This window comes from Bacillus cereus group sp. MYBK79-1 (genome assembly GCF_051915365.1).
In the GTDB taxonomy this organism is placed as follows: Bacteria; Bacillota; Bacilli; order Bacillales; family Bacillaceae_G; genus Bacillus_A.
The window spans coordinates 330,460-356,574 of sequence record NZ_JBQAEO010000002.1 but is presented as its reverse complement, the minus strand read 5'-3'; the positions used below and the strand labels follow the sequence as shown (position 1 = coordinate 356,574).

Genomic DNA, 26,115 nt, shown 5'->3' with positions numbered 1-26,115 from the left:
AAGCGGCAATCCATATAATTTCATTTACCGACAACTCATTATCTGAATTTCATCAACTATTAATCAGTTGCCTTCCTATTTAAAAACGACTACAATTTTACTGTTATAGATGAACGAAAAAATAGAATAGGAGGGGAGACTATGCCAAGGAAAGTATGGCTATTAGTAGCTGGGATGATTATTAATGTCACGGGTGCTTCTTTTTTATGGCCTTTTAATACAATTTATTTGCATGATCACCTAGGGAAATCTTTATCTGTGGCCGGAATGGTATTAATGATCAACTCGCTTACTGGTGTAATCGGAAACTTGCTCGGCGGTGTTTTATTTGATAAATGGGGCGGTTATAAATCAACTTTAGTAGGGATTGTTATTACACTCGTATCGATTTTAGGTCTTGTGTTCTTCCACGGTTGGCCGTTATATGTTGTGTGGCTAGCATTAATCGGTTTTGGTTCTGGAATGGTCTTCCCATCGATGTATGCGATGGTCGGTACGGTTTGGCCAGAGGGTGGAAGACGAGCATTTAATGCGATGTATGTTGGACAAAACGTTGGTATTGCGATCGGAACAGCGTGTGGTGGATTAGTTGCATCGTATCGCTTTGATTATATTTTCTTAGCAAACTTTATTTTATACTTTGTTTTCTTCTTGATTGCTTTTATCGGATTCCGTGGTATGGAAGACAAAAAAGAGCCAGGCGTGCAAAAAGAAGTCGAAACGAAAAAAGGCTGGACGCTTACACCTGGATTTAAAGCACTTCTTATCGTATGTGTAGCATACGCTTTATGCTGGGTTACATACGTACAGTGGCAAGGGGCAATTGCAACACATATGCAAGAATTAAACATTAGCCTTCGTCACTACAGCTTATTATGGACGATAAACGGAGCGATGATTGTTTGTGCGCAGCCACTTGTTAGCATGCTAATTCGCTGGATGAAGCGTTCTTTAAAACAACAAATTATGATCGGGATCGTCATTTTTGCGGCGTCATTTATTGTGTTAAGTCAAGCGCAGCAATTTACGATGTTCCTCGTTGCGATGGTAACATTAACAATTGGTGAGTTATTTGTATGGCCAGCAGTTCCGACCATTGCAAATATACTTGCGCCAAAAGATAAGTTAGGGTTTTATCAAGGCGTTGTAAATAGCGCGGCGACTGTAGGGAAAATGTTCGGACCAGTCGTTGGCGGAGCAATTGTTGATTTATACAATATGGAAGTATTGTTTATAGCGATCATGGTAATGCTTGTAGTAGCGATTATTGCAACGAGCATGTATGATAAACGAGTAAAAGTAGAAGAAACAGTTGAAGAAAAAATTGCAGTTTAGTTTGACGGAACATGTAACATGTTTTAGAATATATTTAAATAAAACAACCTTTGGAACAAGGGAGATAGCTCGGCTGTCCTAAGACGAATTCGTTAGTTAGTAAGAGTAACGATTAACCGAGAAGCCTTCGCTTTAAGTAAGCTCTTAAGAGATACGAAGTGGTGGGTAGTTCACATTAACTTATATTTGTAATAACAGTGAGAAGGAGTAGTAGTAATAGAAGCTGGTGTAGAGAGTTGACGGTCGGTGCAAGTCAATCCACGTTTCGTTATGAACTCGCCTTTGAGTTGCAGTTGTGAAACTAGTAGTAGCAATTGCCGTTAATCCACGTTACGGATCTAAGCGAATGTATATTTTTACATTAATTTAGGGTGGTACCGCGGGAATCTATAACCTCTCGTCCCTTTCTAGGGATGAGAGGTTTTTTGTATTTTGGGCGGTGAAAATAAATAGAATTTCAAGGAGGGTATCTCATGAGCTTTAATCATCAAAATATTGAGAAGAAGTGGCAAGGGTACTGGGAAGAGAATAAAACATTCCGTACGCCAGATGAGACAGAAAAACCAAAATTTTATGCACTAGATATGTTCCCATATCCATCAGGTGCGGGCCTACACGTAGGACATCCAGAAGGTTATACAGCGACAGATATTTTATCTCGTATGAAGCGTATGCAAGGATATAACGTTCTTCATCCAATGGGATGGGATGCATTCGGTCTTCCAGCAGAGCAATATGCACTTGATACTGGAAACAGCCCAGCAGAATTTACAGAGCTTAATATTAATACGTTCCGTAATCAAATTAAAGCATTAGGCTTCTCTTACGATTGGGATCGTGAAGTAAATACAACAGATCCAAACTACTACAAATGGACACAATGGATCTTCCTAAAACTATTTGAAAAAGGTTTAGCTTACGTTGATGAAGTACCTGTAAACTGGTGCCCAGCACTTGGTACAGTACTTGCGAACGAAGAAATCATTGACGGTAAGAGTGAGCGCGGTGGACATCCAGTTGAGCGTCGTCCGATGAGACAGTGGATGTTAAAAATTACAGCTTACGGAGATCGTCTATTAGAAGATCTAGATGAGCTTGATTGGCCAGAAAGCTTAAAAGATATGCAACGTAACTGGATCGGTCGTTCTGAGGGTGCAGAAGTACACTTCAATATTGATGGTACAGAAGAGAAATTCACAGTTTTCACAACGCGTCCTGATACACTATTTGGTGCGAGCTACTGTGTACTTGCTCCAGAGCATGCGCTTGTTGCTGATATTACAACAGCAGAGCAAAAAGAAGCTGTAGAAGCTTACATTAACTCTGTTAAAATGAAGAGTGACCTAGAGCGTACAGAACTTGCGAAAGAGAAAACTGGTGTATTCACTGGTGCTTACGCGGTTAACCCAGTAAATGGTGAGAAATTACCAATCTGGATTGCTGACTATGTTCTTGCAACTTACGGAACAGGTGCTGTAATGGCAGTCCCAGCTCACGATGAGCGTGACTATGAATTCGCATCAACATTCAATCTTCCAATGAAGGAAGTTGTAAAAGGTGGAGACATTACGAAAGAAGCATACACAGGTGATGGTGCTCACGTAAACTCAGCATTCCTTGATGGTTTAAATAAAGAAGAAGCAATTGCAAAAATGATTGAATGGCTTGAAGTAACGAGCGCAGGAAATCAAAAAGTAACGTACCGTCTACGTGATTGGTTATTCAGCCGTCAACGTTACTGGGGTGAGCCAATTCCAGTAATTCACTGGGAAGATGGCACAATGACAGCTGTGAAAGAAGAAGAATTACCATTAGTTCTTCCGAAAACAGAAAACATCCGTCCTTCAGGTACAGGTGAATCACCACTTGCTAACATTGACGAGTGGGTAAACGTTGTTGATCCTGAAACTGGTAAAAAAGGTCGTCGTGAAACGAATACAATGCCACAATGGGCTGGTAGCTGCTGGTATTACCTACGTTACATCGATCCAAACAATAGCGAAGCACTTGTAGATCCTGAAAAAGTAAAACAATGGCTTCCAGTTGATATTTATATTGGCGGAGCAGAGCACGCTGTACTTCACTTACTATATGCTCGTTTCTGGCATAAAGTATTATACGATATCGGTGTAGTTCCAACGAAAGAGCCGTTCCAACAATTATTCAACCAAGGTATGATTCTAGGTGAAAACAACGAGAAAATGAGTAAATCAAAAGGTAACGTTGTAAACCCTGATGATATCGTAGCAAGCCACGGTGCAGATACACTTCGTCTATACGAAATGTTCATGGGACCATTAGATGCTTCAATCGCTTGGTCTGAAAATGGTCTTGACGGAGCTCGTCGTTTCTTAGACCGTGTATGGCGCCTATTCGTTCAAGAGAACGGTGAATTAAGTGAGAAAATTACTGATGCACCAAATAAAGAGCTTGAAAAAGCTTACCACCAAACAGTGAAGAAAGTAACAGAAGACTATGCAGAGCTTCGCTTCAACACAGCGATTTCTCAAATGATGGTATTCATCAACGATGCATACAAAGCTGAAACACTTCCGAAAGAATATGTAGAAGGTTTCGTAAAAATGATTGCACCAGTTGCACCTCACATTGGGGAAGAGCTATGGAGCAAACTTGGATACAATGAAACAATCACATATGCAAGCTGGCCGACATTTGATGAGTCTAAACTTGTAGAAGATGAAGTTGAAATCGTTGTTCAAATTATGGGCAAAGTTCGCGCAAAACTAACAATGAGTAAAGACGCATCAAAAGAAGAAATGGAACAACTTGCACTTGAAGCAATTCAAGACCAAATTGAAGGGAAAACAGTTCGTAAAGTAATTGTTGTTCCTGGAAAACTTGTTAACGTTGTTGCAAACTAATTCATTCTAAATAAAAGCTCAGAGTATTTATACTCTGAGCTTTTTTGTATAGAAAATCATCTCTGGGTCACCTTCATCTAAGTTTTCAATCATTCCACTGCGTATAAAACCGTTCGCGTTAAATACTTTCTGCATACTTTCATTCGATTCGTTCGTTGAAGAAAATATTTTTTGAGTAGGAGAATGACTTAACATATATGAGATTAACGAACTTGCATAGCCTCGCCTTCTTTTAGTTGGCGAAACAACGATTAATGAGAGAAAAGTACAACCAAAGAAATTTGTATCATATGTTAGAAAACCAGAGATAGAATTGTCTTCTTTTACAATGACGCATCTGCCCTCATTGATAGTGTGCTGGATATAACTTCTTCTACTATCGTCTCCGATTACATCGATATCTATATGTATGATTGCATCTAAATCATCGATTAAAGCTTTCGTAACATTTTTCAATGAAATACCTCCTATTTAATATTGAAGAAAGAATAATCAGTGCATCAATTCTACCATGGATAAGGAAAAAGATAAGGAATTCTTATACAGACAAACACCTATTCTTGACTAGGAAATATGATAAAAAAGGTAGGTTAAATTGAGAACAAGGGGTGAAAGGAATGAAAGGGATGGACAATAATGCACCACATGGCTTCTTCGGAGGTGGATCGGGTAGTTATGAACAAATGATGTTAATGGGAGGAGCTGGCCAACAAGGATACGGTGGAATTCCGAGCTGGATGGGGGGAGCAACAGGAGGATTTCCAACATCGGTAGCTGGCATGCAAACTGGAATGCCTGCATTAATGGGAGGGTTTCCGACATCAGTAGCTGGCGTACAGACAGGAATTCCAGTAGGAGCACCAACTACATTTCCTTCTTTTGTTGGAGGAGTGCAGACAGGATTTCCGGTACCGGGAGTAGGTGTTGTAGCTGGGGGAATAGGAGGGTATCCGCAAGTTATTGATGGTCTTCATGGCCATCATGGACATCATCATCAAGGTCAACACGGCCATCATGGTCATCACCATCACCAAGGCCAACACGGCCATCATGGTCATCACCATCACCAAGGCCAACACGGCCATCATGGTCATCACCATCACCAAGGCCAACACGGCCATCATGGTCATCACCATCACCAAGGCCAACACGGCCATCATGGTCATCACCATCACCAAGGTCAACACGGCCATCATGGTCATCACCAACAAGTACATCACCACGGACACCATCACATTCATCCGCAAGCTGTTCTTTATCAAACGCACCAAGGCCATCACCACCACCAAGGCCAACACGGTCACCAAGGTCATCATGGTCACCAAGGCCAACACGGTCACCAAGGCCAACACGGTCACCAAGGTCATCATGGTCACCAAGGCCAACACGGTCACCAAGGCCAACACGGTCACCAAGGTCATCATGGTCACCAAGGTCAACACGGTCACCAAGGTCAACACGGTCACCAAGGTCAACACGGTCACCAAGGTCATCATGGTCATCAAGGCCAACACGGTCATCATGGTCAGCACGGTCATCAAGGCCAACACGGTCAACATCACCAACAACATCACCAACAGCAACAATCTTCTCCTTGGGCAGGTGGAATTGGAGCGGGAGCAGCAGGAGCAGCGGCAGGAGCGGCTAGCATTAGTGGAGCAGCAGGACATGCGGGACACGTGGGTCATTAATGAATTGCAGAAAAAAAGACATAATAAAAAACTGCTAGGAAATCCTAGCAGTTTTTTTCAGCTTCTTGGCGCTGGCGTTCGATTTCAGCACGAAGTTGTGGTTCTGGTGCTTGCCAGCCTTGTGGTTTTAGAATTTTGCCATCACCTTCGCGGAATCGAGGTTTCCCGTCAGGGAATAATTTTGCCATGTTTGCGTTATTTACAATTTCGAAGCCTTTATCTGGACGTACGCCCATTTCTGCAAACGTTCCGAATGCAAAGTAAATAAGGTCAATCAGTGCATCATATTGATCTTCAACAGTCGTTGCTTCTAGAAATTCTTCTAGCTCTTCTTGCATAAAGCTCGCACGGATTTTTGCACGTTCTTCTGTTAATTTTGTTGGAGTATTTGTCACAGGATGTCCGAATACTTCATGCATTTTTGCAACAAGTTCGTATCCTTTATCTAAACCTTTTTCGTTTGTCATGTTGTTTCATCCTTTCTCGCTTTGTGCCGAATCTCATTGTAACATAAGGTGATTATGAAATAAAAAGGGACTGTCCAAAAGTTTCATCTTTTAGTTCAGATAGCGATAGTGAAAGGTTATATCAACTAAACGACAAAACATAACCTATTAATAAAAGAAAGCCATCCCAGAATACTTTTGGGACGGCCCTGCGCGCTATTCTTCTTTTTTTATTAAAATGGATAAAATAAGATCGATGCCAAACATACCAACGAGCAACATTGGTATAACGACAAGTAAATAACGTGTGAAGGAAACATTTTTTAAGTATGTATGAGCAAATAAAAAGACGCCGAGAAATAAAATACCGTTTAAAATAGGCTTTACTAATTTTTTAGACATAGGCTCCCCCATAAATATCTTCTCTCTCTATCTAAAATAAAAACTCCTCTTTCCGTTGTATCATGCCGGAGAGAGGAGTTCAATCATTTCTCATTCGATCACACCAGAATTTGTAATGTTTACGGTGTATTTTATAGTAACAGGGACATCTTTGTACATCCGTCTCCACTCTTCTAACTTGAATGGACGATAATGTTGCTTATATTTAGCTCCTAGCCCGAGCGGATCGACGCCTAAAGATTTAAACTGCGTAATTAGTTTGTCACCTTGTGTATCCAATTGCTTTTGGATAGCTTTTTCAATTTTTTTTGTGTTTTTAGGATTGTCTAAATTGATTTGCTTCGATAATTCTTGAATACGGGCATCAAGTGTTACATGAATGAAAAAAGAAGGCTTCCCATTTTTTATTGTTACTTCGTATGTTGGAACTGAACGGATATTATTAATCATTACGTACCCGGGATTGGCTTTAAATTCATGTGAATCTAATTTATGTTTTTCTAACAATCCCTTAAATACAAACATATCTTGTTCCTTGATTTTACCTACATATTTATCCTTTTTAAAAAGACCAATGCCGATAATTTTTATTTTATCTTTATGTTTTTTTAAAATTGGAACATAGTAGTCGCGACCTTCTTGATAATAACGAAATGCTCCTAAATGTAGATTGTCCCTTGGTAAAGGACCAGTCTCCATATTATGTTCTAGCAATTTTTTTATATAAATTGCAACGTTAGATGAAGTTGTGTATTTTCCTTTTAAAAGCTCAGTACCATTCCCGTCAAGCAAAGCGACATATAACGCATTCCCGATATTCACATCGCGGATTAATGTATCGAAGGAAGGGGCCATTCCTTTTTTTGCAATTCTTGTAGTAAATAGAGCGACCCGCATCTGTCCGCTTGCAAATGGTTGGGAAGACTCTAAAGATGTGTTTGCTTTTATTTGTTTTACTGCATTTGCGGATCCTTCAAAAACTTGAACTTTATTTCCTTTTTGTTGAACAGGGCAAACGAATGTAACCTTTACCTGATTATCTTTTGCTACATCAAAAACCGTTCCTTGAATAAGATGTACATCATCGATAATATTTTTTTGTAAACATCCAGTTAAACTGAAGAGTGTTATACAAGAAATAAGTATTAATTTGCTTGTGCTTTTGATTTTTTCCATTTTCTTTTCACCCACACAATAATAAATAGAATTGGGATGTATACATAAATGAGCCAAAAACTAACTCTTGATGCATAACTAATAAAATTGTTAATATCGTGTCTGTTTGTTAAAAGTTGTGAAACAATAAGTGTAATAAGCATAAAAGCAATTAAAATGCCTCTTTGTTTTACACGAAATATTTCATGAGTTCCTCTTGTTGCCGCCCATAAAGGCAGGATAAAACTCGTAATAATAACGAGTACATAAGCTGAAATTGCAATATATTCTAGCCTTTCTATGAATGGTAATTGAATGACTTGGGTCATAGAAAGTTGGGCCCAGATTGTTTTTAACAATTGTTTCTCACTAAAAAACGAAAAGGCTAAAAGGGTACTAAATAAATATAGAAGGTTTGAAAATAGTGCTCCGTATTGAGCGAATTTATGAGACTGCATAGGCTTTTTTACAAATGGATATACCATAAGATAAATCTCAAATCCTGTCATACTGTAGATTGACATATGAGCGCTTTTTAAAATATCTGAAAAAGAATGTGTGAACATAGGTAGTAAATTAGGCCAATGAGAGTATTTAAAAACGAATAAGCTAAGAAACAAATATCCCAATGTACCGCCAACAGAGATGACGCAAATGCCAGTAATGACACGAAAACCAGAAGAAATAATGTAATAACTCACTAAGCATAAAAATATTGTTAACATAAAGGTAGAGGCGGTAGGGAACATCCATACTTGAATAATTTCAACGTATGTTCGAATGACAGAAATGCTGACGGCTAAGAAATAAGCCATAAAAATGAGGTTCATCACATTTCCTAGCCATTTTCCAAATGTTTGTCGATGTAAATCAATTAAATTTCCGTTTGTTTCTTTTAATAAGACATACATCATCCATATAAGAATATGGATACAGATTCCTGTGATTAAAACTCCCATCCAACCGTCGTATCCAGCAGCTTTTGCGATAATTCGAGCGAACCCGAGAACGCCAGCTCCAAACTGTGCACCGTGAATTAAGAAGAAAACAAAGACAGGAGATACTTGATATTTTTCTTGAACTTTACTCATCAATGCACCTCATTCCTTAATCATCAAAGTCTGATTGATGTTTTGTTGAAATTCCTTTTGCTGCTTTTTTTACATGTTGTGGCCTTGCTTGTACATCTCTTGTATCAATCATTGTTAAAGGAAAACGAATCCAAGAATCTTTAACAGATTGTTGTCTTGTCGGGTAAAACAAGGCGTAAGGCTTACGTAAGGACGTAAGTCTAAATAGATGAGTAAATAAAAAGATAAATCCAATGGAAATCCCGAACAGTCCTCCTATTTCTGCAAATATGAGAAATGGGAAACGTAGTAATCGAACAGCATTACCCATTTTATAAATAGGTGTAATAAAGGAAGCGAGTGCTGATAAGGCAACGATAATTAATAAAATGTTACTCGTTAAGCCAGCTTGTACAGATGCTTGCCCGATTACGATACCGCCTACAATACCGAGCGTTTGACCAACTTTCATCGGTAACCTCGCGCCAGCTTCTCTTAATAAGTCAATTGCGAGTTCTAAAAAGAGTGCTTCAATTAAAGGTGGGAATGGTACTTGTGCCCTTGATAAAATTAAAGTTTCAAGTAAATCGCTTGGAATAAGTTCATAATGATAATTTAAAACTGCAACGTATAATGGTGTAGCACATATCGAGAATAGAACGGCGATAAGGCGTAAAATTCTTGAAAATGTAGCGTATAGCCAAGAGACGTTATAGTCTTCTGGTGAAATGAAAAAGTCGAAATAGGATACAGGTGTTAGTAAAACACTTGGAGAACCATCAACAAAAATAGCGATTTTCCCATCAATTAGTGCTTTTGTAACTCTATCAGTACGTTCTGTATTGATATAGAGAGGAAAAATCGACTTTTCTCCCATTAATTCTTGTATATAAGCACTATCATTAATTTGATCATATTCAAGAGCGCGTAATGAATCTTCTAGAAAATCTATATTCTCTTTTTCAGCAAGGTTATCCAAATACATCATGACAACTTTTGTTTTGGAAAACTCGCCGACAATCATTTCTTTTGTATGTAAATCTAAAACTGGAAGACGTTTTCGTACTAAATTAATATTTGTATCAATATCCTCCACGAAACCTTCTTGAGGACCGATAACAGTTGATTCATTTAAAGGAGGAGTTGGTGCGCGATAATTATCAATTGCAATGTTTGCGAGCATACATTTTTGATCTTTCTGATTCAACTGAATAATCGCATGCCCCTTTAAAACCATGTCCTCAATTTTTTGTAAATCGTTTGTAATTGTAATGCCGCTCATTGGAATATGTTCTTTCAGCTCTTCTAGTGAAGCGTTAGGTCGTTCTAAAAGAGTAGGCATTAAATACTTTTGCAATTTCTCTCCATCAAGCGAAGGACGATAGTAAGAAATCCAATAAGGCATCGTTTCATCGTCAGATGTGTGATAATTAACAAAATCACTAGACTGTTTGAGCTTCTCTATTAAATCTTGTAGAGAATGAATACGGTCTTTTTCTGGTTTCGTAAAATCATAAATACTATTATTTCCAGAGTGTTGCTGTTTATCTTGAGATGAGTCACCTTGTTTAGAGTGTTGTTGCTGTTTATCTTGAGCCGAGTCATCTTGTTTAGAGTTTTGCTGTTTACCTTGATTCGAATTATCTTGTTTAGAGCTTTGCTGTTTATCCTGATTCGAGTCATCTTGTTTAGAGCTTTGTTGTTTATCCTGATTCGAGTCATCTTGTTTAGAGCTTTGTTGTTTATCCTGATTCGAGTCATCTTGTTTAGAGTTTTGCTGTTTACCTTGATTCGAATTATCTTGTTTAGAGCTTTGTTGTTTATCCTGAGCTGAATCGCCTTGCTTAGAATGTTGTTGTTTATCCTGATTCGAGTCATCTTGTTTAGAATGTTGCTGTTTATCCTGATTCGAGTCATTTTGTTTAGAATGTTGTTGTTTATCCTGATTCGAGTCATCTTGTTTAGAGCTTTGTTGTTTATCCTGAGCTGAATCGCCTTGCTTAGAATGTTGTTGTTTATCCTGATTCGAGTCATCTTGTTTAGAGCTTTGTTGTTTATCTTGAGAAGAATCCTGATGTTCCTCTTTTTTTTGCTCGCCATTGTTACCTTTACTATGTTTCATACTTCTAGTCTGTTTTGGGTCATTATCCTCTTGATTGTTAGGTTGTTGCTCTGAGTTATCTGTTTCGTTTTTCTCTGTCGTATTTGATTTTTTTTTCTTACGTAGCCAATTCCAAATCATATGTATGCCCTCTTTGATTGTGTAATATAGTGCTATTTTGTGGCTAATTTTGTATATTATTCATTTATTTATGAAAAGAAGGAGGAGATTGGTTTGCATAGAAAAAATCCTTTAGTAAGCAGTTCATACTATGATAGGGAGAGGGCGAGTCTGTGCAATTTGTAAAAAAAGAAAAGTTTATTTTAAGAGAGTTTACGTTTGAAAATGGTAGGGAAATTCCTGTTCAAATGGGGTACGAGACGTATGGTATTTTAAATAGAGAAAGGTCAAATGTGATTTTGGTATGCCATTATTTTAGTGCAACGAGTCACGCGGCAGGAAAATATACAGCGCATGATGAGGAGTCTGGTTGGTGGGATGGTTTAATTGGACCGGGAAAAGCAATTGATACAAATAAATACTTTGTTATATGTACTGATAATCTTTGTAATGTGCAGGTGAAAAACCCTTATGTGTTTACAACAGGACCGAAATCAATTGATCCGAAAAATGGAGATGAATATGCGATGGATTTTCCGGTTTTTACATTTCTTGATGTAGCTCGTATGCAATATGAGTTAATAAAAGATATGGGAATCGTAAGGCTGCATGCCGTAATGGGACCGTCAGCTGGCGGGATGATTGCGCAGCAATGGGCTGTTCATTATCCTCATATGGTAGAGCGGATGATTGGTGTTATTACGAACCCGCAAAATCCAATTATTACGTCGGTAAATGTAGCGCAAAATGCAATTGAGGCTATTCAACTGGATCCAAGTTGGAAGGGTGGAAAATATGGAGAAGGGCAGCCAATGAAGGGACTTCATTTAGCAAATAGAATGATGTTTATGAATGCATTTGATGAGCATTTTTATGAAAGAACATTCCCTCGTAATAGTATAGAAGTAGACCCTTATGAAAGGTTTTCTACATTAACATCATTTGAGAAAGAAATAAATAAAGTGACATATAAAAGTATAGAGTTAGTAGATGCAAATTCGTGGATGTACACTGCGAAAGCAGTTTTATTACATGATATTGCGCATGGATTTTCGTCTTTAGAAGAGGCACTGTCTAACATAGAAGCGAATGTACTTATGATTCCGTGCAAACAAGACCTGCTTCAGCCGTCACGTTATAATTATAAAATGGTAGATATTTTGCAAAAACAAGGAAAATATGCGGAAGTGTATGAGATAGAAAGTATAAATGGGCATATGGCGGGAGCGTTTGATATTCATTTATTTGAAAAGAAAGTTTATGAATTTTTAAATCGGAAAGTATCTAGTTTGGTGTAGAAAATAAATGGTGTGAAAAAGGTGCAATGTATGTAGTAGGCACCTTTTTTTACATGATTTGTAGACGGAAAATATATGTGGCAATTGCTATACCGAAGAATGCGATACTAAGCAATAGAAATAAGAATGACATTTCTTGTGGTGATTTTATCTTTTTATTATTTTTCATACTAAGTGCAATAATTGCGGCGATTAAGAAAATGATGCCCACAATGAAAAGAAAAAGTGTCATTTTCATTGACTCCTTTCATAAAACAAGTATATTGAGGATACAATGCACGAGTTATGTTTGTAAAGAATAAGTTTTACGAGAAAATTGAGAAATAAATTTTCCATTCTTTGCGTTCTTTCTTTCGCATGCTAAAATTGATTAGACATGCTTGTTTAAGGAAGAGATTAAAAGTTTTATTGTATATAAGGAGGAACGACATATGACAGAAGTTAAAACAATTACTACAGAAGAAGTGCAAGAGCGTTTAGAAAGCGGAGAAACGTTATTTTTAGTAGATGTAAGGGAAGATGAAGAAGTAGCGGCAGGGAAAATTCCAGAAGCTGTACATATTAAAATGAGCGATATCCCAAATAAAGTAGATTTCTTTAATAAAGAGAATGAATATATCTTTATTTGTCGCTCGGGAATGCGTAGTGAAAATGTATGCCATTATTTAAATGAGCAAGGATTTAAAACAGTGAACATGGTTGGCGGTATGCTTCAATATGAGGGAGAAACTAAATAAGTAGCTTAAAAAACTTGAAATGTGTTTGTTTCAAGTTTTTTTCTTTTGCATACAGTGTACAAAAGGGGGATAGGTAAATGGGGATTAACTTGCGGAAAGTAAAAATTATTAATAATACAGGGGCTGTTAATGTCGGCGATTGTTATGATATCTCACCTTTAGCTGTAGCAAAAATATATGCAGGTGCTGGAGGGTCGAGTGCGGCTATTTTTTTAAATGGGAAAAGGCAACCAGAAGCGGTGATTCGAACATCAGTATTTCTTCCACCTTTGGCAACGAGTACACGTACATTAGGTTCGTAGAGGAAAGGTAGAGTGTAATTATGCCTGCGCATATAAAAGAGTTTGTTATTGTGAATAATACTGGGAATATATTTACAGGTGATAATTTGAGTGATAATTCATTTACTGCTACGAAATCGTATAGTGGTTCAATGGGTTGCACTTGGATCGATGTTGTTACAGTAATAGGAACGGAGACGAAGCTTTGTTTACAGCCGGGTGATTCGGTAACGACAACCTATACACGAGGTACTCCTGCTGGTACTGTAACAGGAACCAATATGGGGCAAAGTGTAAATACATCGGGTATAGCACAAGGCGTCCCGAATACAGATAATACGGATTCAACTGCCGGACTCCCTTAAGGAATTAAGGGAGTTTTTATTATTCAAAATAAAAATAGTCTTTGAGATTGTTTTTGTAAATACATATTAAGAAGAGGTTTGTTTAATGTAAAAAAGATGGTGTGTAGGTGGTGAAAGTGTGAAAGAACGCGATAAACAAAATTCATTAAACTCTAATTTTAGAATTTCACCAAATCTTATTGGACCTACCTTTCCTCCCGTTCCAACGGGATTTACTGGTATAGGGATTACAGGCCCAACCGGTCCACAAGGTCCAACAGGCCCACAGGGACCAAGAGGATTACAAGGTCCGATGGGGGAGATGGGCCCGACAGGACCTCAAGGTGTCCAAGGGATTCAAGGACCAGTTGGGCAAATGGGGGCAACAGGACCAGAAGGACAGCAGGGGCCACAAGGATTGAGGGGACCACAGGGAGAAACGGGACCTCAAGGAGTTCAAGGTGTGCAAGGGTTACAAGGTCCGATTGGTCCAACGGGAGCGACTGGAGCACAAGGAATACAGGGCGTACAGGGATTACAAGGTCCAATTGGTGCAACAGGAACTGAGGGACCTCAAGGGATTCAAGGTGTGCAAGGAGCACCTGGAGCAACTGGTCCACAAGGGATACAAGGAGTGCAGGGGATGCAAGGCCCACAAGGACCGAGTGGAAATGCGGGGACAACAGGAGCAACTGGTCAAGGTGTTACAGGCCCAACTGGAATAACAGGTCCAACAGGGATAACGGGTCCATCTGGAGGTCCTCCAGGTCCGACAGGGCCAACTGGTGCGACAGGTCCAGGAGGTGGACCGAGTGGGAGTACGGGTGCGACGGGAGCAACAGGAAATACAGGGGTAACAGGAATTACAGGTGCAATTGGAGCAACGGGAAATACAGGTCCAACTGGAAGTACAGGAGAAACAGGAGCACAGGGCCTGCAAGGAATACAAGGGGTTCAAGGGCCAATTGGACCAACGGGTCCAGAAGGTCCGCAAGGTATTCAAGGTATTCCTGGTCCGACGGGAGTAACTGGTTCACAAGGAATCCAAGGTGTTCAGGGAATTCAAGGGATAACAGGGGCAACAGGAGATCAAGGTCCACAAGGTATACAGGGGGCTATAGGACCTCAAGGTGAAACCGGAGCAACAGGAGATCAAGGTCCGCAAGGTATACAAGGGGTACCAGGGCCAACAGGAGAAACGGGACCACAAGGGGTTCAAGGAATACAAGGTCCGATGGGTGAAATAGGACCAACAGGCCCAGAAGGCCCAGAAGGACTTCAAGGTCCGCAAGGTATACAAGGGGTGCCAGGACCAGCTGGAGCAACCGGTCCAGAGGGTCCGCAAGGTATACAGGGAATTCAAGGAACGATAGGAGCAACGGGTCCAGAAGGTCCACAAGGTATACAGGGGGCTATAGGACCCCAAGGTGAAACTGGAGCAACGGGAGCACAAGGAGCAACAGGAATTCAAGGTGTACAAGGGAACATAGGAGCAACCGGTCCAGAGGGTCCGCAAGGTGTTCAAGGTGCTCAAGGAGTAATTGGTCCAACAGGTCCAATGGGGCCACAAGGAGTTCAAGGAGTACAAGGAATTCAAGGAGCAACGGGTGCTCAAGGAGTGCAAGGGCCACAAGGAATACAGGGAATCCAAGGTCCGACAGGAGTAACGGGGGATACGGGTACAACAGGTGCGACAGGGGAAGGAACTACAGGCCCAACTGGAGTAACTGGTCCAACAGGGGTAACTGGTCCTTCTGGAGGTCCAGCAGGCCCGACTGGTCCGACGGGGCCATCAGGACCGACTGGTGTGACAGGTCCATCTGGTGGCCCACCTGGCCCGACAGGGGCAACAGGTTCGACAGGAGTAACGGGAGATACTGGGGCTACGGGCTCAACAGGAATGACAGGAGTGACAGGAGAAACGGGAGCAACCGGGGTTACGGGTTTACAAGGCCCGCAAGGAATACAAGGAGTGCAAGGGATCCAAGGTCCAACAGGCCCGCAAGGTGTTCAAGGTCCCCAAGGGATACAAGGAGTAACTGGGGCGACAGGAAATCAAGGTCCACAGGGAATCCAAGGTCCACAAGGAATTCAAGGTCCAACGGGTCCACAAGGAATTCAAGGAGATCAAGGCCCCCAAGGAATCCAAGGTGTGACAGGGGCAACCGGAGCACAAGGTCCGCAGGGAATTCAGGGGATACAAGGTGTGCAAGGTCCGACTGGTCCACAAGGCCCAACCGGAATTCAAGGAGTTCAAGGAGAAATAGGTCCAACCGGTCCGCAAGGCGTGCAAGGATTGCAAGGTCCACAAGGCCCAACAGGGGACACAGGACCGACTGGAACACAAGGTTTACAAGGGATTCAAGGTCCAACAGGAGTCACGGGAGCAACCGGAGCGACCGGAGCGACCGGTCCTCAAGGAATACAAGGCCCACAAGGAATCCAAGGTCCAACAGGGAATACGGGTCCAACTGGTTCGCAAGGAATCCAAGGTCCAACAGGGAATACGGGTTCAACTGGTTCGCAAGGAATCCAAGGTCCAACAGGAGCGACCGGTGCGACTGGAGTGACAGGAACCACCGGAGTTAGTACAACTGCAACGTACTCATTTGCAAATAATACATCAGGAAGTGCTATTTCTGTTCTGTTAGGTGGTACGAATGTACCGTTACCGAACAATCAAAATATTGGTCCAGGGATCACTGTTAATGGTACGAATACTGTATTCACAGTGGCGAACGCAGGGAATTATTATATAGCTTATACAATTAATATAACGGCAGCTTTACTCGTAAGTTCACGTATAACTGTAAATGGGGTTCAACTTGCAGGAACCGTTAATTCACCAGCAGTAGCTACAGGTTCGTTTAATGCGACAATCATTGCCAATTTGCCTGCTGGAGCTGCTATTAGTCTGCAGTTATTTGGATTACTTGCAATAGCTACATTATCTACGACAACACCAGGAGCTACGCTAACTATTATTAGGTTAAGTTAATAGGGAGAAAACCTTGGGGCTTTTATGCTTCAAGGTTTTTTATCTCGTTATAAGTAGGAAGTCTAATTGGTTAGGAAAGTTTCACTTTATTCACTTGAGCAAAAACATCGCAGTTCGAAAATATATTATAATAGAATGAAAAGAGAGAAATTTGGCAGAAAGGGAGGGTGGCGATGCAGGAGATGGTTACAGATTTTTTTGGACGCCCACTTCAAGATTTGCGCATATCTGTCATTGATCGTTGCAATTTTAGATGTACATATTGTATGCCAGCGGAAGTGTTTGGGCCAGATTATGCTTTTTTGAAAGATGAGTTTTTACTGACGTTTGATGAAATTGAGCGTTTGGCAAAAATATTTGTTAGCATCGGTGTACGAAAAATTAGAATTACTGGTGGCGAGCCACTGCTTCGTAAAGATTTAACAAAACTTATTGCACGTCTCGTGAAAATTGAAGGGTTAGTAGATATAGGGTTAACGACAAATGCGATTCATTTAACGAAACAAGCAAAAGCATTAAAAGAAGCTGGATTACATAGAGTAAATGTTAGCTTGGATGCAATAGATGACGATGTATTTAAGGACATTAATGGCCGGAATATTAATACGAAACCTGTTATAAAGGGAATTATGGCTGCAAAAGAGGCCGGGCTTGATGTAAAGGTAAATATGGTTGTGAAAAAAGGGATGAATGACCATCAAGTACTTCCGATGGCTACTTATTTTAAAGAGCAAGGAATCACGCTTAGGTTTATTGAGTTTATGGATGTTGGTAGTACAAATGGATGGAACTTTGACCAAGTTGTTACAAAGCGAGAGTTAATTGAGATGATTCATAGCGTGTATCCACTTGAGCCAGCTGAAGCGCATTATTTCGGTGAAGTTGCGAAGCGATATCGTTATCTTGGAACAAATGTCGAAGTCGGTTTTATTACTTCTGTTTCTGAGTCATTTTGTTCTTCTTGTACGAGAGCGAGAATTTCGGCAGATGGAAAGTTTTATACTTGCTTATTTGCGACAGAAGGATTGGATGTAAGGGAACTTCTTAGAGGAAATCTTTCGGATGATGAGTTAGTAAACGTTATACAAGATGTATGGATGAATAGAAAAGATAGGTATTCAGATGAACGGACAGAAGAAAGTGCAAAGAATCGTCCGAAAATTGAAATGTCTTATATAGGAGGATAAGAAAGGGGGATATCGTATGCAGGAGCGATATTCAAGACAAATATTATTTTCTGGTGTTGGAGAAGAAGGACAGAGAAAAATTAGAGAGAAGCATGTGCTTATTATCGGCGCTGGTGCTCTCGGTGCAGCAAATGCAGAAGCGATTGTTAGAGCAGGTGTTGGAAAAATAACAATTGCGGATCGTGATTATGTAGAATGGAGCAATTTACAAAGGCAACAATTATATACAGAAGAAGATGCAAAGCAGTATAAACCGAAGGCGGTAGCAGCGGCAGAACATTTACAAGCGATTAATTCTGAGGTGAAAATAAATCCGGTTGTGACTGATGTAACAGTGCAAGAAATGGAAGAGCTAGTGAATGATGTAGATTTAATATTAGATGCGACAGATAATTTTGAAACGCGTCTTCTTATTAATGATATTTCACAAAAGTATAATATTCCGTGGATATATGGTGGTTGTGTCGGAAGCTACGGAGTAACGTATACAATTTTACCAGGAAAAACACCGTGTTTCCGCTGTTTAATGGAGCATCCAGCGAGCGGAGCAACATGTGATACGGCTGGTATTATACAGCCAGCAGTACAATTAGTAGTGGCGCATCAAATAACGGAAGCGCTGAAAATATTAGTAGAAGACTATGGGGCACTTCGCGAAACGATGTTATCGTTTGATCTTTGGAATAATCAACAGATGGCCTTTAAAGTGAATAGGCAGAAAAAAGATACATGTTTATCTTGCGGAAGATTACGTACATATCCGAGTTTAACGTTTGAAGCACAAACGAAAACAGAAGTGTTATGTGGCCGAAATACAGTACAAATCCGTCCAGGTGTGAGGAATGAATTTAATTTAGAAGAAATTAAAAAGCGCTTACAAAGAAGTGTGGATGTAAAATCTACTCCGTATTTATTATCATTTCTGGTAGAGGAATTTCGTTTTGTTTTATTTACAGATGGCAGGGCGTTTATTCATGGGACGAATGATATAAATGTAGCAAAACGTTTATATGCAAGATATATAGGCTGAACCTAAAGGGAAACCCTTTAGGTTCAGCAGAGTGAAGATTAAGATTTTCTCGTATAATCGCCACTTTTTCCGCCTGTTTTTTCAAGTAAGTACGTTTCGCCAATAATCATACCTTTATCAACAGCTTTACACATATCGTACACAGTAAGAGCTGTAGCGGAAGCAGCAGTTAAAGCTTCCATTTCAACACCGGTGCTACCTTCTGTTTTAACTTTTACTTCAATAAGTAATCGATATTGTTCTTCTGATTGTTTCCAATCGAAAGAAACGTCAACACCCTTTAATAATAAAGGATGGCACATTGGGATAATATCAGAAGTGCGTTTTGCAGCCATAATACCTGCGATTTGCGCAACTGCTAATACGTCACCTTTCCCGATTTCATTGTGAGAGATTTTATCGTAAATTTCTTTTGTAACGATAATGCTAGAGCACGCAATTGCTGTTCGAACGGTTACTTTTTTGTCGCTTATATCAACCATCTTCGCGCGTCCTTGGTCATTAAAGTGTGTAAATGAAGACATGGAATTCCTCCTTGAAGTAATTTCTATTTAATATATAAAGTTTAATCGAGATAAAAAAAATTGCAAATATGAGGTGAGAAACGATGGTAGAAAAACGAATTCCGATTCAAGTTGCTGAGGCAGTAGAGAGGGTAATGGAATGTGCGAAGAATGGTGAGGTAGAAGAGGTTTCTATTACGGAAAGTTACGGGAGAATTCTTGGGGAGGATGTTGTCTCTGATCATGACGTTCCTCATTTTGATCGTTCTCCTTACGATGGTTTCGCAATCCGGGCAGAAGATACGAAAGAAGCAAATCAAGAGAATTCGATTGAGTTTGAAGTAATAGGGGAGATCGGAGCGGGATTTGTTTTTACAGAAGAAGTAGGGTCTTTTCAGGCAGTTCGTATTATGACAGGAGCAGCTATTCCAGAGGATTGTAATGCAGTCGTAATGCTAGAACTGACAGAGGGTTTTGAGAAGAACGGAAAAACATATATGAAGTTAAAGCGTCCTTTTCATAGTGGTGACAATGTGTCATTTAAAGGAGAAGATATAAAACAAAATCAAGTTCTCGTTCAGAAAGGCGTTGCAATCAATCCAGGTGTTGCCGCTTTATTAGCGACGTTTGGATATAGTACTGTGAAAGTTGTAAAACAGCCTGTTGTTGGTATTGTGACGACAGGAAGTGAATTGTTAGAAGTACATGAGTCGTTACAGCCGGGGAAAATTAGAAATAGCAACTCTTATATGATTGCGGCTCAAATTATGAAAGCCGGAGGGAAAGTTCGTTATTATGGTCAACTTGCTGACGAGTTAGATGCATGTTTTACAGCCGTTCAATCAGCGATGAATGAGGTTGATATTTTAATTACGACAGGCGGTGTGTCGGTAGGAGATTATGACTACTTGCCGACTATTTATGAAAGATTAAAGGCAAATGTACTCTTTAATAAAATAGCGATGAGACCAGGAAGTGTAACGACAGTAGCTGAAGTTGATGGGAAGTTACTTTTCGGTTTATCGGGGAATCCGTCAGCTTGTTACGTGGGATTTGAGTTATTTGTGCATCCGGTAATTCAAACATATTTATATGCGAAGGAGCCTCACGTATATAGAGCAGATGCTATTTTACAAAAAGATTTTCCAAAGCCAAATCCGTTCACTCGTTTTGTAAGAGCAAAGGTGACAATCGCGGACGGGGCATTACAAGCGATGCCGGTCGGTTTAGATAAATCGAGTGCGGTATCTTCACTCGCGGATGCGAATGCTTTTATTGTATTGCCTGGAGGAACGAGAGGATTTGAGGCAGGGATGAAAGTATCTGTATTATTGTTAGAGCACGACGAGGGATGTGATTGGCCATGGGCAAAGCCCCTTCAATCTTACAAATAGTAGGATATCAAAATAGCGGGAAAACAACACTAGTTGAGAAAATTGTGCATGCGTTAGCTGAACGGAAAATGAAAGTTGCTACTATTAAACATCATGGGCACGGAGGTTTTCCAGAAGTAGTGCAAAAAGATAGTGAAAGGCATCGAAAGGCTGGTGCTGTCGTTAGTAGTGTAGAAGGCGCTGGATTACTTTCACTGTCGTCATTAAGAGAGGAATGGTCCTTGCAAGAAATTATTCGCTTATATGAGTTTTTTGAAGTGGATACAATTTTAATAGAGGGCTATAAAAAAGAGAACTATCCGAAAGTAGTGTTACTTCGTTCTGCGGAAGATGTTGAACTTTTACATAAAGTAGAAAATATAGTAGCAGTTATTACGTGGCATGATGCCCCCGCAAACTTACGAGAAAAATATAAAGTATTTCATATAACAGAAGAAGAGTTGTATATAGACTGGTTTTTACAAACGGTAAGGAGTACGAAATGACAAATACGTATTATGAAGTAATTGAGTCAGAAATTTTGGTTGAAGAGGTAGCGAAGAAAGTTATACGCCGTGAATGCGGTGCTGTTACAACTTTTATTGGAACGGTTAGAGAGTTTACGAAAGGGCGTCGTACATTATACTTAGAGTATGTCGCTTATAAAACGATGGCAGAAAAGATGCTAGAGAAAATTGGTTCAGAAGTGAAAGAGAAGTGGCCAGGTACATACGTTGCGATTACACATCGCACCGGAACACTGCAAATTTCTGATATCGCGGTTGTTGTTGCAGTTTCAACGCCGCACCGTAAAGCGGCTTATGAGGCGAATGAATATATTATGGAACGCATAAAACAAATTGTTCCGATTTGGAAAAAAGAGTTTTGGGAAGATGGAGATTCATGGATTGGTGATCAATTAGAAAAAACGCCATATCCGGCGGGAGAGCCTGGGAAGGAGCTATAAGCATGATTCGAGTATTGTTATTTGCGTACTTGCAAGAGGAAGCAGGAACAAGTGAATTACAAATAGAGAAAGAAAATATTACGGTTGCAGAGTTAAAAGATGTTGTTGCTAAAGAATATAATGTACCAATGACAGCGCCAATTATGGTTGCAATTAATGAAGAATATGCAAATGAAGATGACACGGTCCAATCTGGTGATGTTGTTGCACTAATCCCACCGGTGAGCGGTGGTTAATATTGGATTCATGAAAACGACTTTCCTACATAGGGGAAGTCGTTTTTTTATAGCAGTTTTGTGAACACTAACGTATAGAACAAGGAGGGTGTTATGAAAAAAATATGTGTAGTTATTATAATGATATGTTCGGTCTTTTTCTCTTCTCCAAGTGATTCTTTCGCGAAAGAATCAAGGGAACAGCTTTTAGAGAGTGCATTATCGAATAGGTATTATTCGGTTATTAGACAAGTGACAGAAGATCAATATGAATGTGCTTCAGTTATAAATATAAAACGTCTCGGCAAGAATGGTGAGTTCGTTCCTAGATTTGAAATTACGCTACAATTTCTTACGTTCCAAGGTGCACATAATCCGCCGAATGATAAAGTTACACTTACTTTGGAAGATCATTTAGATCACGTAAAGATAAAGAAAGTAGAGCGAGAAAAGAATGTTTCTGGTTCTATTGCAGAAAAGGTTTGTGAACGGGAAAAAGAAAAAATAAAAGCTCACTCTAATGATTCAGAGTGATAATCTATGACACTCAGTAAAGAAAGGTAATGAGCGATGGACATACTTTTAGCGATTTTACCGGCTCTATTTTGGGGGAGTATTGTGCTATTTAACGTGAAACTGGGCGGAGGACCGTATAGTCAAACGCTCGGTACAACGTTTGGTGCACTTATTTTCTCGATTGTTGTTTATATTTTTATGAAGCCCGTATTAACTCCTACTGTTATCGGGGTTGGGATTGTGTCAGGTTTATTTTGGGCACTTGGTCAGGCGAATCAATTAAAAAGTATTGATTTAATGGGCGTTTCGAGGACGATGCCCATTTCAACAGGACTTCAATTAGTTGCGACGACTTTATTTGGAGTCATCGTATTTCATGAGTGGTCCACGACGATATCAGTTGTCCTTGGTGTATTGGCGCTCATTTGTATTATTATCGGTGTTATTTTAACATCACTTCAAAGTGAAGAAGAAAAGAGTGCAGAGCAAGCGGGGAATTTTAAAAGAGGCATTATCATTTTATTGATTTCAACAGTCGGTTATTTAGTTTATGTAGTAGTAATTAGACTATTTAACGTAGATGGTTGGTCAGCTTTATTGCCACAAGCAGTCGGTATGGTGTTAGGGGGCATTTTGCTTACTTTTAAACATCATCCATTTAATAAATATGCAATACGAAATATTATTCCAGGATTAATTTGGGCAGCTGGAAATATGTTTTTATTCATTTCGCAGCCGCGTGTTGGAGTGGCAACAAGTTTCTCGCTATCACAAATGGGAATTATTATTTCAACGCTTGGTGGGATTCTTATATTAGGTGAAAGAAAAACGAAACGCCAATTAACGGGTATTGTTATCGGTATCGTTTTTATTATCGCAGCTGGAATTATGTTAGGTATTGCAAAAAGTTAAAGGAGGTATGGAAATGTATAGTGATTTAGCAGGGAAAGTTGTCGTTATTACAGGATCGGCAACTGGTCTTGGAAGAGCGATGGGAGTGAGGTTTGCTAAGGAGAAAGCGAAAGTAGTGATTAACTATCGCTCACGAGAGTCAGAAGCGCATGATGTATTAGAAGAAATTAAGAAAGTAGGCGGAGAAGCGATTGCTGTAAAAGGTGATGTGACGGTTGAGTCTGATGTTGTGAACCTCATTCAATCTGCTGTGAAAGAATTTGGTACGCTCGATGTTATGATTAATAATGCAGGGATAGAAAATGCGGTACCATCGCATGAAATGCCACTTGAAGATTGGAATAAAGTAATCAATACAAATTTAACAGGTGCTTTTTTAGGAAGCCGAGAAGCGATTAAATATTTTGTAGAGCACGATATTAAAGGATCTGTTATTAATATGTCGAGTGTTCATGAGAAAATTCCGTGGCCACTATTTGTGCACTACGCGGCGAGTAAAGGCGGCATTAAACTGATGACAGAAACGTTAGCGTTAGAATACGCACCAAAAGGCATTCGAATAAATAATATTGGGCCAGGTGCAATAAATACGCCCATTAATGCAGAGAAGTTTGCTGATCCTAAAAAACGTGCTGACGTAGAAAGCATGATACCGATGGGTTACATCGGAAAACCGGAAGAAATTGCAGCAGTCGCAACGTGGCTCGCTTCATCGGAGGCAAGTTACGTAACTGGAATTACGTTATTTGCAGACGGTGGAATGACGTTATATCCATCGTTCCAAGCAGGACGCGGGTAATAAAAAAGGACAAAGAGGTTTATCTCTTTGTCCTTTTTAAGCAAAAAAAATAGCGGTCGGCTATTTTAAATTTAATGATTAATTGTATCTTGAAGATATGCTGTTGCTTGATGTTCAGAAACATTTTGTACGAGTGCAACTTCGCTAATCATCATTTTTCGGGCATTATCTAGCATTTGTTTTTCGCTCGCATTTAAAGCTCTCTCTTTATTGCGGCGAAGCAAATCCCGAACAACTTCTGCGCTATCTTGCAGATTGCCGTTTTTCATTTTTTCCATATTCATTGTATATCTTTGTTTCCAGGAAAGTGATGTATCTGATTCCCCGTTTTGAAATTCAAGAAGTATATCATCTAACGTACCTTTATCTACGATATAACGAATACCTGATTTTTGTAATTGATCCATAGGAAGCATTACTTGCATATCTTTACTAATGATACGTATCACACAGTATTGACGTATAGTTCCTAATATTTCCTTCTCTTCAATGGCTTCGATGACTCCTGCGCCGTTCATTGGATAAACGATTTTATCACCAATTTGAAACAAATCATCCACCTCCATATGTGGTAACCATCTTTAATGATAACACAAGCAGATAAAAATGTCAAATTTTATATGATACCATAATAATTATATTTGAGTCAATAAGTAAAAGCTCTTTTTATATATATTTTTTTTGCCCTTACTTATCTATGATTTTTTTAGAAAAATAGTACAGGTGAAAAAGGTAGGCATATCCACTTATTTTTAAGCATAAAATGTAAAATCGCTAATACAATATACCTAAATCCGTTCTTTGCAAAGGAGGGAGAGAAGGTGGGGCGCACAATAAAAATTGATATTACAAATAAAGTTGTAGCTAAATTTAGACCAGATTGTTTGGAATTATATACGAGTAAATTTATGATAGGTAAGTTTTATGTCTATACTGAAGGTAAACAATATGTGTTAGAAGACGGATATATATATGAAGACGGAAAATTTTATCGCATCATAGATACGCACCGTGGCAATAATCAAGCGGCGGAGGGCTGCGATCTAGGATGGTGTTAACATGATTCGTGTGAAAGTGTTTGATGAAAGTCACGAAAAAGACTTAGAAGACGCTGTAAATGTGTTTTTGAAAAAGATTGATGATAGTAATTTTGTAGATATTAAGTATCAAGTTGGTGTTTCCATTAACGATGACGAAAACCAAATTTATTGTTTTTCGGCAATGATCGTTTATAAAGCATAAAAAAGAGCTGGGTGAGCCAGCTCTTTTTTATGCTTTATGTTGGGACAACATGTGTCGGTAGTCATTTCGCTCCTAAGGAAATGTTGAAGGAATGCTGAGAGGTAACTAACTGTTACGATTTATTTAACCAATTATAACGAAAGTTAATTAAATATATCAGTAAGCCCTGCTAGTCAAGTGATTGGCTAGTAGTGAGGGGTTGCGGGCAATCACTAAAGCTGATTGAACTACAACGTGGCTAGAAATGGTGAGCGTGAATGTCGCGAAACCAGAAAAAAACAATCAGAAGGTGCAAGGTTAAATTCTAAACACTAGAACAATGGGTCTTCCGCATCGAAACATCTAAGTTAAAATTGATAAGATGATTCGGGGCGACTATCTCGTATAACTGACGAGAGTACATCACAAGCCTATGGTGGTGGAAAAATCCTCTATCTCTAAAGAGATAAACATATAGTCTGCGCTCATGTGAAAACATGAGAAGTTCATAAGAGAACTGGCTAAGGAATTG

28 protein-coding genes and 1 other annotated feature are annotated in these 26,115 nt (G+C 39.5%); of the genes, 19 read left to right on the top strand and 9 right to left on the bottom strand.

Annotation, left to right across the window (positions count from 1 at the left end):
• Positions 1-141 precede the first annotated feature (141 nt).
• Positions 142-1,335, top strand: a complete 1,194-nt coding sequence (locus ACTFOB_RS06575) for an MDR family MFS transporter (RefSeq protein ID WP_151631628.1) — start codon at positions 142-144, stop codon at positions 1,333-1,335.
• 188 nt (positions 1,336-1,523) lie between these two features.
• Positions 1,524-1,743, top strand: a binding site (T-box leader).
• 65 nt (positions 1,744-1,808) lie between these two features.
• Positions 1,809-4,217 (top strand): leucine--tRNA ligase, encoded by a 2,409-nt coding sequence (leuS, locus tag ACTFOB_RS06570; RefSeq protein WP_440029845.1) that lies wholly within the window; start codon positions 1,809-1,811, stop codon positions 4,215-4,217.
• Positions 4,218-4,244: 27 nt separating this feature from the next.
• Here the strand turns inward: leuS and ACTFOB_RS06565 are convergent, their stop codons facing one another.
• Positions 4,245-4,673, bottom strand: coding sequence for an N-acetyltransferase family protein (locus ACTFOB_RS06565; protein ID WP_440029843.1), 429 nt, complete (start codon positions 4,671-4,673; stop codon positions 4,245-4,247).
• A 161-nt stretch (positions 4,674-4,834) separates the two neighbouring features.
• On the opposite strand from ACTFOB_RS06565, the gene ACTFOB_RS06560 reads away from it, so the two are divergent.
• Positions 4,835-5,908: a hypothetical protein gene (locus ACTFOB_RS06560; RefSeq protein WP_440032714.1), complete on the top strand. Its 1,074-nt coding sequence runs from the start codon at positions 4,835-4,837 to the stop codon at positions 5,906-5,908.
• 44 nt (positions 5,909-5,952) lie between these two features.
• Here ACTFOB_RS06560 and ACTFOB_RS06555 read toward each other — a convergent pair whose 3' ends face one another.
• The 5 genes from ACTFOB_RS06555 to ACTFOB_RS06535 form a co-directional block, all read right to left on the bottom strand.
• Entirely contained in the window at positions 5,953-6,375 is a 423-nt protein-coding gene (locus ACTFOB_RS06555; RefSeq protein WP_440025098.1) for an HAD family hydrolase, read from the bottom strand.
• Between the two features lie 195 nt (positions 6,376-6,570).
• Positions 6,571-6,756, bottom strand: a complete 186-nt coding sequence (locus tag ACTFOB_RS06550; protein ID WP_000038783.1) for a hypothetical protein — start codon at positions 6,754-6,756, stop codon at positions 6,571-6,573.
• Between the two features lie 90 nt (positions 6,757-6,846).
• Positions 6,847-7,932, bottom strand: a complete 1,086-nt coding sequence (locus ACTFOB_RS06545) for a Ger(x)C family spore germination protein (RefSeq protein ID WP_440025097.1) — start codon at positions 7,930-7,932, stop codon at positions 6,847-6,849.
• Positions 7,902-9,002: a spore germination protein gene (locus tag ACTFOB_RS06540; protein WP_151633847.1), complete on the bottom strand. Its 1,101-nt coding sequence runs from the start codon at positions 9,000-9,002 to the stop codon at positions 7,902-7,904. Before ACTFOB_RS06540 ends, ACTFOB_RS06545 begins: the two co-directional genes overlap by 31 nt.
• A 16-nt stretch (positions 9,003-9,018) precedes the next feature.
• The gene (locus ACTFOB_RS06535) at positions 9,019-11,223 is read right to left on the bottom strand and encodes a spore germination protein (protein ID WP_440025096.1); all 2,205 of its coding nucleotides are present in this window, start codon (positions 11,221-11,223) and stop codon (positions 9,019-9,021) included.
• A 152-nt stretch (positions 11,224-11,375) separates the two neighbouring features.
• Between ACTFOB_RS06535 and ACTFOB_RS06530 the strand changes: the two genes are divergently transcribed.
• The gene (locus ACTFOB_RS06530; RefSeq protein WP_440025095.1) at positions 11,376-12,500 is read left to right on the top strand and encodes a homoserine O-succinyltransferase; all 1,125 of its coding nucleotides are present in this window, start codon (positions 11,376-11,378) and stop codon (positions 12,498-12,500) included.
• Positions 12,501-12,549: 49 nt separating this feature from the next.
• Here the strand turns inward: ACTFOB_RS06530 and ACTFOB_RS06525 are convergent, their stop codons facing one another.
• Positions 12,550-12,732: a hypothetical protein gene (locus ACTFOB_RS06525; protein WP_440025094.1), complete on the bottom strand. Its 183-nt coding sequence runs from the start codon at positions 12,730-12,732 to the stop codon at positions 12,550-12,552.
• Between the two features lie 199 nt (positions 12,733-12,931).
• Between ACTFOB_RS06525 and ACTFOB_RS06520 the strand changes: the two genes are divergently transcribed.
• The 6 genes from ACTFOB_RS06520 (at position 12,932) to ACTFOB_RS06495 (ending at position 19,077) form a co-directional block, all read left to right on the top strand.
• On the top strand, positions 12,932-13,237 hold the full coding sequence (locus ACTFOB_RS06520; protein WP_440025092.1) for a rhodanese-like domain-containing protein: 306 nt from the start codon (positions 12,932-12,934) through the stop codon (positions 13,235-13,237).
• 77 nt (positions 13,238-13,314) lie between these two features.
• Entirely contained in the window at positions 13,315-13,539 is a 225-nt protein-coding gene (locus ACTFOB_RS06515; protein WP_000512461.1) for a spore germination protein, read from the top strand.
• A 20-nt stretch (positions 13,540-13,559) separates the two neighbouring features.
• The gene (locus ACTFOB_RS06510; RefSeq protein ID WP_440025091.1) at positions 13,560-13,883 is read left to right on the top strand and encodes a hypothetical protein; all 324 of its coding nucleotides are present in this window, start codon (positions 13,560-13,562) and stop codon (positions 13,881-13,883) included.
• 118 nt (positions 13,884-14,001) lie between these two features.
• The gene (locus ACTFOB_RS06505; protein ID WP_440025090.1) at positions 14,002-16,860 is read left to right on the top strand and encodes a BclA-related collagen-like exosporium protein; all 2,859 of its coding nucleotides are present in this window, start codon (positions 14,002-14,004) and stop codon (positions 16,858-16,860) included.
• Positions 16,861-17,033: 173 nt separating this feature from the next.
• Positions 17,034-18,047, top strand: a complete 1,014-nt coding sequence (gene moaA / locus ACTFOB_RS06500) for a GTP 3',8-cyclase MoaA (protein WP_440025088.1) — start codon at positions 17,034-17,036, stop codon at positions 18,045-18,047.
• A 16-nt stretch (positions 18,048-18,063) separates the two neighbouring features.
• Positions 18,064-19,077, top strand: coding sequence for a molybdopterin-synthase adenylyltransferase MoeB (locus ACTFOB_RS06495; protein ID WP_440025086.1), 1,014 nt, complete (start codon positions 18,064-18,066; stop codon positions 19,075-19,077).
• Positions 19,078-19,115: 38 nt separating this feature from the next.
• Here ACTFOB_RS06495 and moaC read toward each other — a convergent pair whose 3' ends face one another.
• Complete coding sequence (moaC, locus tag ACTFOB_RS06490) at positions 19,116-19,601, bottom strand: cyclic pyranopterin monophosphate synthase MoaC (RefSeq protein WP_440025085.1); 486 nt, start codon at positions 19,599-19,601, stop codon at positions 19,116-19,118.
• A gap of 83 nt (positions 19,602-19,684) precedes the next feature.
• Here moaC and moeA point away from each other — a divergent pair, with 83 nt between their 5' ends.
• From moeA to ACTFOB_RS06455, 7 genes are all read left to right on the top strand, one after another.
• Positions 19,685-20,974 (top strand): molybdopterin molybdotransferase MoeA, encoded by a 1,290-nt coding sequence (moeA, locus tag ACTFOB_RS06485; RefSeq protein ID WP_440025083.1) that lies wholly within the window; start codon positions 19,685-19,687, stop codon positions 20,972-20,974.
• The gene (gene mobB, locus ACTFOB_RS06480; protein WP_440025104.1) at positions 20,944-21,459 is read left to right on the top strand and encodes a molybdopterin-guanine dinucleotide biosynthesis protein B; all 516 of its coding nucleotides are present in this window, start codon (positions 20,944-20,946) and stop codon (positions 21,457-21,459) included. The genes moeA and mobB overlap by 31 nt, the downstream gene beginning before the upstream one ends.
• The gene (gene moaE / locus ACTFOB_RS06475) at positions 21,456-21,920 is read left to right on the top strand and encodes a molybdopterin synthase catalytic subunit MoaE (RefSeq protein ID WP_440025081.1); all 465 of its coding nucleotides are present in this window, start codon (positions 21,456-21,458) and stop codon (positions 21,918-21,920) included. The genes mobB and moaE overlap by 4 nt, the downstream gene beginning before the upstream one ends.
• A 2-nt stretch (positions 21,921-21,922) precedes the next feature.
• Complete coding sequence (moaD, locus tag ACTFOB_RS06470) at positions 21,923-22,156, top strand: molybdopterin converting factor subunit 1 (RefSeq protein ID WP_151633823.1); 234 nt, start codon at positions 21,923-21,925, stop codon at positions 22,154-22,156.
• Positions 22,157-22,249: 93 nt separating this feature from the next.
• Positions 22,250-22,669, top strand: a complete 420-nt coding sequence (locus ACTFOB_RS06465; RefSeq protein ID WP_440025079.1) for a DUF3888 domain-containing protein — start codon at positions 22,250-22,252, stop codon at positions 22,667-22,669.
• Positions 22,670-22,705: 36 nt separating this feature from the next.
• Entirely contained in the window at positions 22,706-23,563 is an 858-nt protein-coding gene (glcU, locus tag ACTFOB_RS06460; RefSeq protein WP_151633819.1) for a glucose uptake protein GlcU, read from the top strand.
• 13 nt (positions 23,564-23,576) lie between these two features.
• On the top strand, positions 23,577-24,362 hold the full coding sequence (locus ACTFOB_RS06455; RefSeq protein ID WP_440025078.1) for a glucose 1-dehydrogenase: 786 nt from the start codon (positions 23,577-23,579) through the stop codon (positions 24,360-24,362).
• Between the two features lie 71 nt (positions 24,363-24,433).
• On the opposite strand, the gene ACTFOB_RS06450 is transcribed toward ACTFOB_RS06455, so the two are convergent.
• Positions 24,434-24,928 carry a CarD family transcriptional regulator gene (locus tag ACTFOB_RS06450; RefSeq protein ID WP_192797619.1) on the bottom strand — a complete coding sequence of 165 codons (495 nt, stop codon included), beginning with the start codon at positions 24,926-24,928 and terminating at the stop codon, positions 24,434-24,436.
• Positions 24,929-25,183: 255 nt separating this feature from the next.
• Between ACTFOB_RS06450 and ACTFOB_RS06445 the strand changes: the two genes are divergently transcribed.
• Together ACTFOB_RS06445 and ACTFOB_RS06440 are read left to right on the top strand one after the other, a co-directional pair.
• Positions 25,184-25,420: a DUF2553 family protein gene (locus ACTFOB_RS06445; RefSeq protein WP_000533797.1), complete on the top strand. Its 237-nt coding sequence runs from the start codon at positions 25,184-25,186 to the stop codon at positions 25,418-25,420.
• Between the two features lies 1 nt (position 25,421).
• Complete coding sequence (locus ACTFOB_RS06440; RefSeq protein WP_000621751.1) at positions 25,422-25,604, top strand: sporulation protein Cse60; 183 nt, start codon at positions 25,422-25,424, stop codon at positions 25,602-25,604.
• The last annotated feature ends 511 nt before the right edge of the window (positions 25,605-26,115 follow it).

Excerpts from the sequence above, each read along its gene's own strand:
- ACTFOB_RS06575 (WP_151631628.1), top strand. The coding sequence starts at position 142 with ATGCCAAGGAAAGTATGGCTATTAGTAGCTGGGATGATTATTAATGTC.
- leuS (WP_440029845.1), top strand. The coding sequence starts at position 1,809 with ATGAGCTTTAATCATCAAAATATTGAGAAGAAGTGGCAAGGGTACTGG.
- ACTFOB_RS06560 (WP_440032714.1), top strand. The coding sequence starts at position 4,835 with ATGAAAGGGATGGACAATAATGCACCACATGGCTTCTTCGGAGGTGGA.
- ACTFOB_RS06555 (WP_440025098.1), bottom strand. The coding sequence starts at position 6,375 with ATGACAAACGAAAAAGGTTTAGATAAAGGATACGAACTTGTTGCAAAA.
- ACTFOB_RS06550 (WP_000038783.1), bottom strand. The coding sequence starts at position 6,756 with ATGTCTAAAAAATTAGTAAAGCCTATTTTAAACGGTATTTTATTTCTC.
- ACTFOB_RS06545 (WP_440025097.1), bottom strand. The coding sequence starts at position 7,932 with ATGGAAAAAATCAAAAGCACAAGCAAATTAATACTTATTTCTTGTATA.
- ACTFOB_RS06540 (WP_151633847.1), bottom strand. The coding sequence starts at position 9,002 with ATGAGTAAAGTTCAAGAAAAATATCAAGTATCTCCTGTCTTTGTTTTC.
- ACTFOB_RS06535 (WP_440025096.1), bottom strand. The coding sequence starts at position 11,223 with ATGATTTGGAATTGGCTACGTAAGAAAAAAAAATCAAATACGACAGAG.
- ACTFOB_RS06525 (WP_440025094.1), bottom strand. The coding sequence starts at position 12,732 with ATGACACTTTTTCTTTTCATTGTGGGCATCATTTTCTTAATCGCCGCA.
- ACTFOB_RS06520 (WP_440025092.1), top strand. The coding sequence starts at position 12,932 with ATGACAGAAGTTAAAACAATTACTACAGAAGAAGTGCAAGAGCGTTTA.
- ACTFOB_RS06515 (WP_000512461.1), top strand. The coding sequence starts at position 13,315 with ATGGGGATTAACTTGCGGAAAGTAAAAATTATTAATAATACAGGGGCT.
- ACTFOB_RS06510 (WP_440025091.1), top strand. The coding sequence starts at position 13,560 with ATGCCTGCGCATATAAAAGAGTTTGTTATTGTGAATAATACTGGGAAT.
- moaA (WP_440025088.1), top strand. The coding sequence starts at position 17,034 with ATGCAGGAGATGGTTACAGATTTTTTTGGACGCCCACTTCAAGATTTG.
- ACTFOB_RS06495 (WP_440025086.1), top strand. The coding sequence starts at position 18,064 with ATGCAGGAGCGATATTCAAGACAAATATTATTTTCTGGTGTTGGAGAA.
- moaC (WP_440025085.1), bottom strand. The coding sequence starts at position 19,601 with ATGTCTTCATTTACACACTTTAATGACCAAGGACGCGCGAAGATGGTT.
- moeA (WP_440025083.1), top strand. The coding sequence starts at position 19,685 with ATGGTAGAAAAACGAATTCCGATTCAAGTTGCTGAGGCAGTAGAGAGG.
- mobB (WP_440025104.1), top strand. The coding sequence starts at position 20,944 with ATGGGCAAAGCCCCTTCAATCTTACAAATAGTAGGATATCAAAATAGC.
- moaE (WP_440025081.1), top strand. The coding sequence starts at position 21,456 with ATGACAAATACGTATTATGAAGTAATTGAGTCAGAAATTTTGGTTGAA.
- moaD (WP_151633823.1), top strand. The coding sequence starts at position 21,923 with ATGATTCGAGTATTGTTATTTGCGTACTTGCAAGAGGAAGCAGGAACA.
- ACTFOB_RS06465 (WP_440025079.1), top strand. The coding sequence starts at position 22,250 with ATGAAAAAAATATGTGTAGTTATTATAATGATATGTTCGGTCTTTTTC.
- glcU (WP_151633819.1), top strand. The coding sequence starts at position 22,706 with ATGGACATACTTTTAGCGATTTTACCGGCTCTATTTTGGGGGAGTATT.
- ACTFOB_RS06455 (WP_440025078.1), top strand. The coding sequence starts at position 23,577 with ATGTATAGTGATTTAGCAGGGAAAGTTGTCGTTATTACAGGATCGGCA.
- ACTFOB_RS06450 (WP_192797619.1), bottom strand. The coding sequence starts at position 24,928 with ATGGAGGTGGATGATTTGTTTCAAATTGGTGATAAAATCGTTTATCCA.
- ACTFOB_RS06440 (WP_000621751.1), top strand. The coding sequence starts at position 25,422 with ATGATTCGTGTGAAAGTGTTTGATGAAAGTCACGAAAAAGACTTAGAA.